At 73.8% G+C, this 5,811-nt stretch carries 5 protein-coding genes; 2 read left to right on the forward strand and 3 right to left on the reverse strand.

What is annotated here, in order from left to right:
* Positions 1–392: CHAD domain-containing protein (locus tag AC1DUQ_RS16175; protein ID WP_477074136.1), on the forward strand; the 392-nt coding region annotated here is incomplete at its 5' end.
* Here AC1DUQ_RS16175 and AC1DUQ_RS16180 read toward each other — a convergent pair.
* Genes AC1DUQ_RS16180 through AC1DUQ_RS16190 form a run of 3 tightly spaced genes read right to left on the reverse strand, consistent with a single transcriptional unit; the run spans position 389 to position 4,363 of the window.
* Entirely contained in the window at positions 389–1,033 is a 645-nt protein-coding gene (locus tag AC1DUQ_RS16180) for a CYTH domain-containing protein (protein ID WP_477062385.1), read from the reverse strand. The two genes, AC1DUQ_RS16175 and AC1DUQ_RS16180, sit on opposite strands and share 4 nt — an antisense overlap.
* Positions 1,034–1,076: 43 nt before the next feature.
* A complete protein-coding gene (locus tag AC1DUQ_RS16185; protein ID WP_477062384.1) occupies positions 1,077–3,623 on the reverse strand; it encodes an ABC transporter permease in 2,547 nt (848 codons plus the stop codon).
* The gene (locus tag AC1DUQ_RS16190) at positions 3,623–4,363 is read right to left on the reverse strand and encodes an ABC transporter ATP-binding protein (protein WP_477062383.1); all 741 of its coding nucleotides are present in this window, start codon (positions 4,361–4,363) and stop codon (positions 3,623–3,625) included. The genes AC1DUQ_RS16185 and AC1DUQ_RS16190 overlap by 1 nt, the downstream gene beginning before the upstream one ends.
* 212 nt (positions 4,364–4,575) lie before the next feature.
* Between AC1DUQ_RS16190 and AC1DUQ_RS16195 the strand changes: the two genes are divergently transcribed.
* Positions 4,576–5,811, forward strand: a 1,236-nt coding sequence (locus AC1DUQ_RS16195) for a DEAD/DEAH box helicase (RefSeq protein ID WP_477074137.1), incomplete at its 3' end; no start/stop codon positions are given.

Genomic DNA, 5,811 nt, shown 5'->3' on the forward strand with positions numbered 1-5,811 from the left:
GGGCGTGGGAGCGGCTCGACCGGGCCGTGGAGCTCGTCGAGCAGGCGCCTCCGGGGGTCGAGCGCGACGAGGCGCTGCACGAGGTGCGCAAGGCGGCGCGGCGCGCGCGGTACGCCAGCGAGGTCGCCGTGCCCGTCGTCGGACCGGCCGCGCGGCGCAGCGCCAAGCGGGCGCACCGCGTGCAGGAGATCCTCGGGACGCAGCACGACGCGGTGGTGCGGCAGGAGACGTTGCGGCGGCTCGCGCACCAGGCGGAGCTCGACGGCGAGAGCACGTTCACGCACGGACGCCTGCACGCGCTCGAGCAGGTGGCCGCGCAGGAGGCGGAGCGGGCGGCGAGAGAGCCCGTGCGCAAGGCCGCCCGCCGAGGGCACYGCCGGTGGACGCGCTAGTCGGAGAGGTGCTCGTCCGGGCGGTGGTTGTGGCCGAGGCTCTGCAGGAACCGCGGGCCGACGCTCGCCAGCTCGGCCTCGTACGCGGCCGCCCACGTGCCGTAGGGCGCACCCGCGAGGGCGTCGTTGGAGAACCGCGGGTCCGACGTCAGCTCGGTCACGCAGAAGTCGGGGATGGTCAGGTCGGTGACCGGTCCGCCGCGCTCCACCTCGGCGACCACGAGCGGCGCGTTCCCGCCCGCGAACGTGTCGACCACCCAGCCGTCGTCGCCGAGCCAGACCGAGTGCCGCGTCTTGGCCACGCGGGCACCGCCGCGGCGCACCAGCTCGAGGCCCACGGACACGTCGAGCTCGCGCTCGGCCTCGTAGCGGGTCCCCTCGTTCATGGGTCCCTTGACCGTGATCGCGCAGAAGTCCATCTGGTCCGCGTAGCGCTCCAGGATCGCGAGCTCGTCGAGTCCCGGCTCGAGCGCCAGCCCGTCCACGGTGGCCTGCACCCGGACCCGGATGGCGAAGCCGGCGTCGGCCAGGACGTAGCTCTGGACGATGAGGGCCGGTGCGGCGTCGAGGAGCTCGGCAGGGACGTCACGCGCCCAGAAGCGACGCTCGAACTCGAAGTCGCCGTACCCGGTGTCGCTCACCCTCCGAGGGTATCCGCCGAGGTCACCGGCGGCGTGCACATCGCTACTCGGTGCTGACCGCGTCGAGGACGGGCAGCCGCGCCGCGCGGACCGCGGGCCACAGCGCGGCGATCACGCCGACGACGACCGCGAGCGCGAGCATGAGACCGATGCTGGCCCACGGGATCGCGAGCGTCCGCAACCCCACGTCGGCGAAGACCGTGGGCAGCGTCGCGGCGAGCGCGACCCCCAGCACCAGCCCCACCGCCGTGCCGAACACCGCGGTGAGGACCGACTCCAGCGTGATCGTCGTGCCCAGCTGCAGGCGGCCCAGGCCGACCGCGCGGAGCAGCCCGATCTCCCGGGTCCGCTCGATGACCGACAGGGCGAGCGTGTTGACGATGCCGAGCACCGCGATGACGACCGACAGTCCCAGCAGCGCGTAGAGGATCACGAGCACGCGGTCCACCTGCGCGGCGAGGTCGGAGACGAACTCGTCGCTGTCCATCACCGACACCACGACGTACGGGCGGACGGCCGCGGTGAGCTCTCCCCGCAGCGCCGCGACGTCGGCACCGTCGGCCGCCGTGACGAACACGGTGGTCAGCCGCTGCTCGTCGGGGGCGAACAGGGTGTCGAGCACCTCCTGCGACACGACGAACGGCACGCCGAACGCCGGCGAGTCGATGACCGCGCCGATGGTGAGCGTCTCCGAGCCCGACGAGCCGACGAGCGTGAGCTCCTGACCGAGGGACCAGTCCTCGTCGTCCATCGTCGTCCGCTGGACCGCGACCTCGCCCGCCGCCAGCGCACCGGGGAACTCCCCCTCGACCACCTCGGTCCGGATGCTGCGGCCGACGGCCGTGGGGTCGATGCCGGTGACGGCGAAGATGGAGTCGCCGACCAGGACGCCGACCGTGGCGAACGTGTCCGCCGCCCGGACGCCCGGCAGCGCGCGCACGTCGGCCACCGCCTGCTCGGGCACCGTGCCCTGGGCGGCGCCGCGCAGGATGTAGTCGGTGGTGGCCTCCTGCGTGACGATCGCGCTGGTCGACGCCTGGGTGGTGGCGGCGATCACCGCCGCGGCCCCGACGAGCGCCATCCCGACCATGAGCGCACCGGCGGTGTTGGCCGTGCGGCGCGGGTTGCGGGTGACGTTCCCGCGCGCCAGCGGGCCGACCGGCCGCCACCCCGCCACGGGCAGGGAGGCCACCCGCAGGAACCCGCGCGCCAGCACCGGGGACGCCGCCAGCACGCCGAGCACCACGGCGCCCGCCCCGCAGCCGAGCAGGGCGCCCGCGTGGTCGGCCGTGGGGTCCAGGAGAGCGAGCACCACGGCGACCACACCGGCGACCACGAGTGTCACACCGATCACCGCGCGGCGGACGAGCGAGCGTTCCGGCAGGGAGACCTCGTCGCGCAGCGCCTCCACCGGCGGGACCAGCGCGGCACGACGAGCCGGCACGGCCGCGGCCACGACGCTCACCAGCGTGCCGACCAGCACCGACACCACCAGGGTGAACCCGTCCAGCGGCACCTGACCCGTCAGCTGCATCCCGAACGTGCCGAGCACCTCCCGGAGCAGCACGACGAGCCCGAGCCCGCCGGCCACGCCGAGCACAGCACCGACCACCCCGACGATCGCGGCCTGCAGCACGATCGAGGAGAAGACCTGCAGCGGGGAGGCCCCCACCGCGCGCAGCAGGGCGAGCTCGCGGGTCCGCTGGCGCACCCACATGGAGAACGTGTTGGCGATGATGAAGCCGCCGACGAAGAGCGAGATCCCGGCGAACACCAGCAGGAACGTGGTGATGAACCCGAGCACCGTGAGGATGTTCTCGGTCGCCCGCTCGCGCACCTCGTCGCCGGTCACCGCCTCCGCGGGAACCGCCGACGCCGCCGCCACGGGAGCGATCCGGTCCACCACCTGCTGCTCGGTGAGCCCGTCGTCCGCGAGCACCGAGATGGTGGCGACCGTCCCGTCGGGTGCGAACGCGGCCGCCGCCGTGCCGGCGTCGAGGAAGACCACCGTCGCACCGGCCAGCGCGGAGCCGAGCCCGATCTCCCCGACCACCGTCACGGGCCGGACCTCGCCGCCGACCACCACGCGAGTCGCGTCACCGATCGCCAGACCCGAGGCGCGAAGCGTCGCGGACTCCACGGCGATCTCGTCGGAACCGCCCGGCGCCCTCCCGGCGACCACGTCCACGGCCCGGTCCCGCGGGTCGTACGCGAACCCGAAGCTCGGCGCCTGGGTGCTCTGCACCGCGGTGCCGTCGGCTCCCACCAGCACGAGCGGCCCCTGCAGGTCCGGGAGCACCGCAGCCACGCCGTCGACCGCCTCGAGCTCGTCGACCAGCGTGAGCGGCACCGGGTTGCGCACCTCCGGGCTGATGCGGTCCGGCCCACCCGTGCCCCCGGCGGGCTCGGCACCCTGCACGTAGGCGTCGCCGAGGGTGGTCGTCGCGACGATGTCGGTGAACGTGGACCCGAGCATGGTCCGCAGCGCGAACGTCCCCGCCACGAAGGCGACGCCCAGCGCGACCGCGAGCACCGAGAGGCAGAACCGCACGAGGTGCGCCCGGACCCCGCGCAGGGCGACCCGGACCATCAGGGGGCGCCGACGCGCAGGGCTGCCAGGGCGGCGAGCACGGACTCGGCGGTCGGGTCCCGCAGCTCCCCCACCACGCGGCCGTCCGCGAGGAAGAGCACCCGGTGGGCGTACCCGGCGGACGTCGGGTCGTGCGTGACCATCACGACGGACTGCCCGAGGTCGTCCACGCTGCCGCGCAGGAAGCCGAGCACCTCCGCGGCGGACGTGCTGTCGAGGTTGCCGGTCGGCTCGTCCGCGAACACCACGGCCGGTCGGGCGACGAGGGCACGCGCGCACGCGACCCGCTGCTGCTGGCCGCCGGACAGCTCCGTCGGCTTGTGCCCGAGCCGGTCCGTGAGCCCGAGCGTCTGCACGACCAGGTCGAGGTGAGCGCGGTCGACGGGCCTTCGCGCGATGTCGAGCGGCAGCGTGATGTTCTCCAGCGCGGTGAGCGTCGGCACCAGGTTGTAGGCCTGGAACACGAAGCCGACGCGGGTGCGGCGCAGCGCCGTGAGCTTCCGTTCGGACATGCTGCTCACGGTCTGGCCGTCGACCACCACGGTCCCCGACGTCGGCCGGTCGAGCCCTGCGAGGCAGTGCATGAGCGTCGACTTGCCCGACCCCGACGGCCCCATGATCGCCGTGAGCTCCCCGCGGGCCAGGTCCACGTCGACGCCGTCGAGCGCCCGCACGGTCGTCGATCCGGCGCCGTAGACCTTGACCAGGTCGCGGGCGGAGGCGATCACGAGGCCGGTCATCGGGGTGCGTTCCTCCTGGTGCGGGGGCTGTTGGGTCCGATCGTCCCTTGTGACGCTCGACACCGCGAGCCCCCGCGAGACATGTCGTGTGAGAGGGTGGGGACACCAAGGGCTGCGCGAACCTGCGCGCCCCGCGTCGTGGAGGTCCCCCGGAGCACTCGCTCTGGTTGCTCTGGCGGCGGACCCCGACCAAGCCCCGAGAGGCTCTATCTATGACTTCGTTCGCCGCACTTGGCGTGCCCACAGCCCTGTCCACCGCGCTGACGGCGCAGGGCATCACCGCCCCCTTCCCCATCCAGACCGCCACGCTGCCCGACTCGCTGGCGGGCCGGGACGTCCTCGGCCGCGGCCGCACGGGCTCCGGCAAGACCCTCGCGTTCGCCCTCCCCCTCGTCGTGCGGCTCGCCGCCACCGCGGGCAAGGGCAAGGCCGCCCGCCGCCCCCGCGCCCTCGTGCTGGCCCCGACGCGCGAGCTCGCCTCGCAGATCGACGCCACGATCGCCCCGCTGGCCAAGGTGATGGGCCTCAACACGACCGTCATCTTCGGTGGCGTGTCGCAGGGCAAGCAGACGTCCGCGCTCAACGGCGGGGTCGACATCGTCGTCGCCTGCCCGGGCCGCCTCGAGGACCTGCTCAACCAGAAGGCCCTCACGCTCGACGACGTGCAGATCACCGTGCTCGACGAGGCCGACCACATGGCCGACCTCGGCTTCCTGCCGGGCGTCAAGCGCATCATGGACAAGACCCCGAAGACCGGCCAGCGCCTGCTGTTCTCGGCCACCCTGGACAAGGGCGTCGACCAGCTGGTCAAGCGCTACCTGACCTCGCCCGTCGAGCACTCCGTCGACAGCGCCGAGTCGCCCGTCGCCGCCATGACCCACCACCTGTTCGAGGTCCGCGACGCCGACGCCAAGAAGCAGGTCGTCCACCACCTCGCCTCCGGCACCGGCCGCCGCCTGCTGTTCATGCGCACCAAGCACCAGGCCAAGAAGCTGGCCAAGCAGCTGACCATGGACGGCATCCCGGCCGTGGACCTGCACGGCAACCTGGCCCAGGGCGCCCGCGAGCGGAACCTCGAGGCGTTCTCCTCCGGCGCCGTCCGCGTCCTGGTCGCCACCGACATCGCCGCGCGCGGCATCCACGTCGACGACATCGAGCTCGTCGTGCACGTCGACCCGCCGGCCGASCACAAGGCSTACCTGCACCGCTCCGGCCGCACCGCGCGTGCGGGCTCGGGTGGCGACGTCGTCACGATCGTCCTGCCCGAGCAGCGCGGCGACGTCCGTGCGCTGACGCGTGCCGCGAAGATCACCGCGACGCCGAAGCCCGTCTTCCCCGGTGACGCGACGCTCACGCGCCTCGTCGGCGAGGTCGCCGCCCCGGTGAAGTACGTCGCACCCCCCGTGACCGCCAGCACCGGCGGCGGCGGTGGCGGCGGTGGTCGTGGA

The organism is Cellulomonas sp. P4_B5_2, from assembly GCF_056402235.1.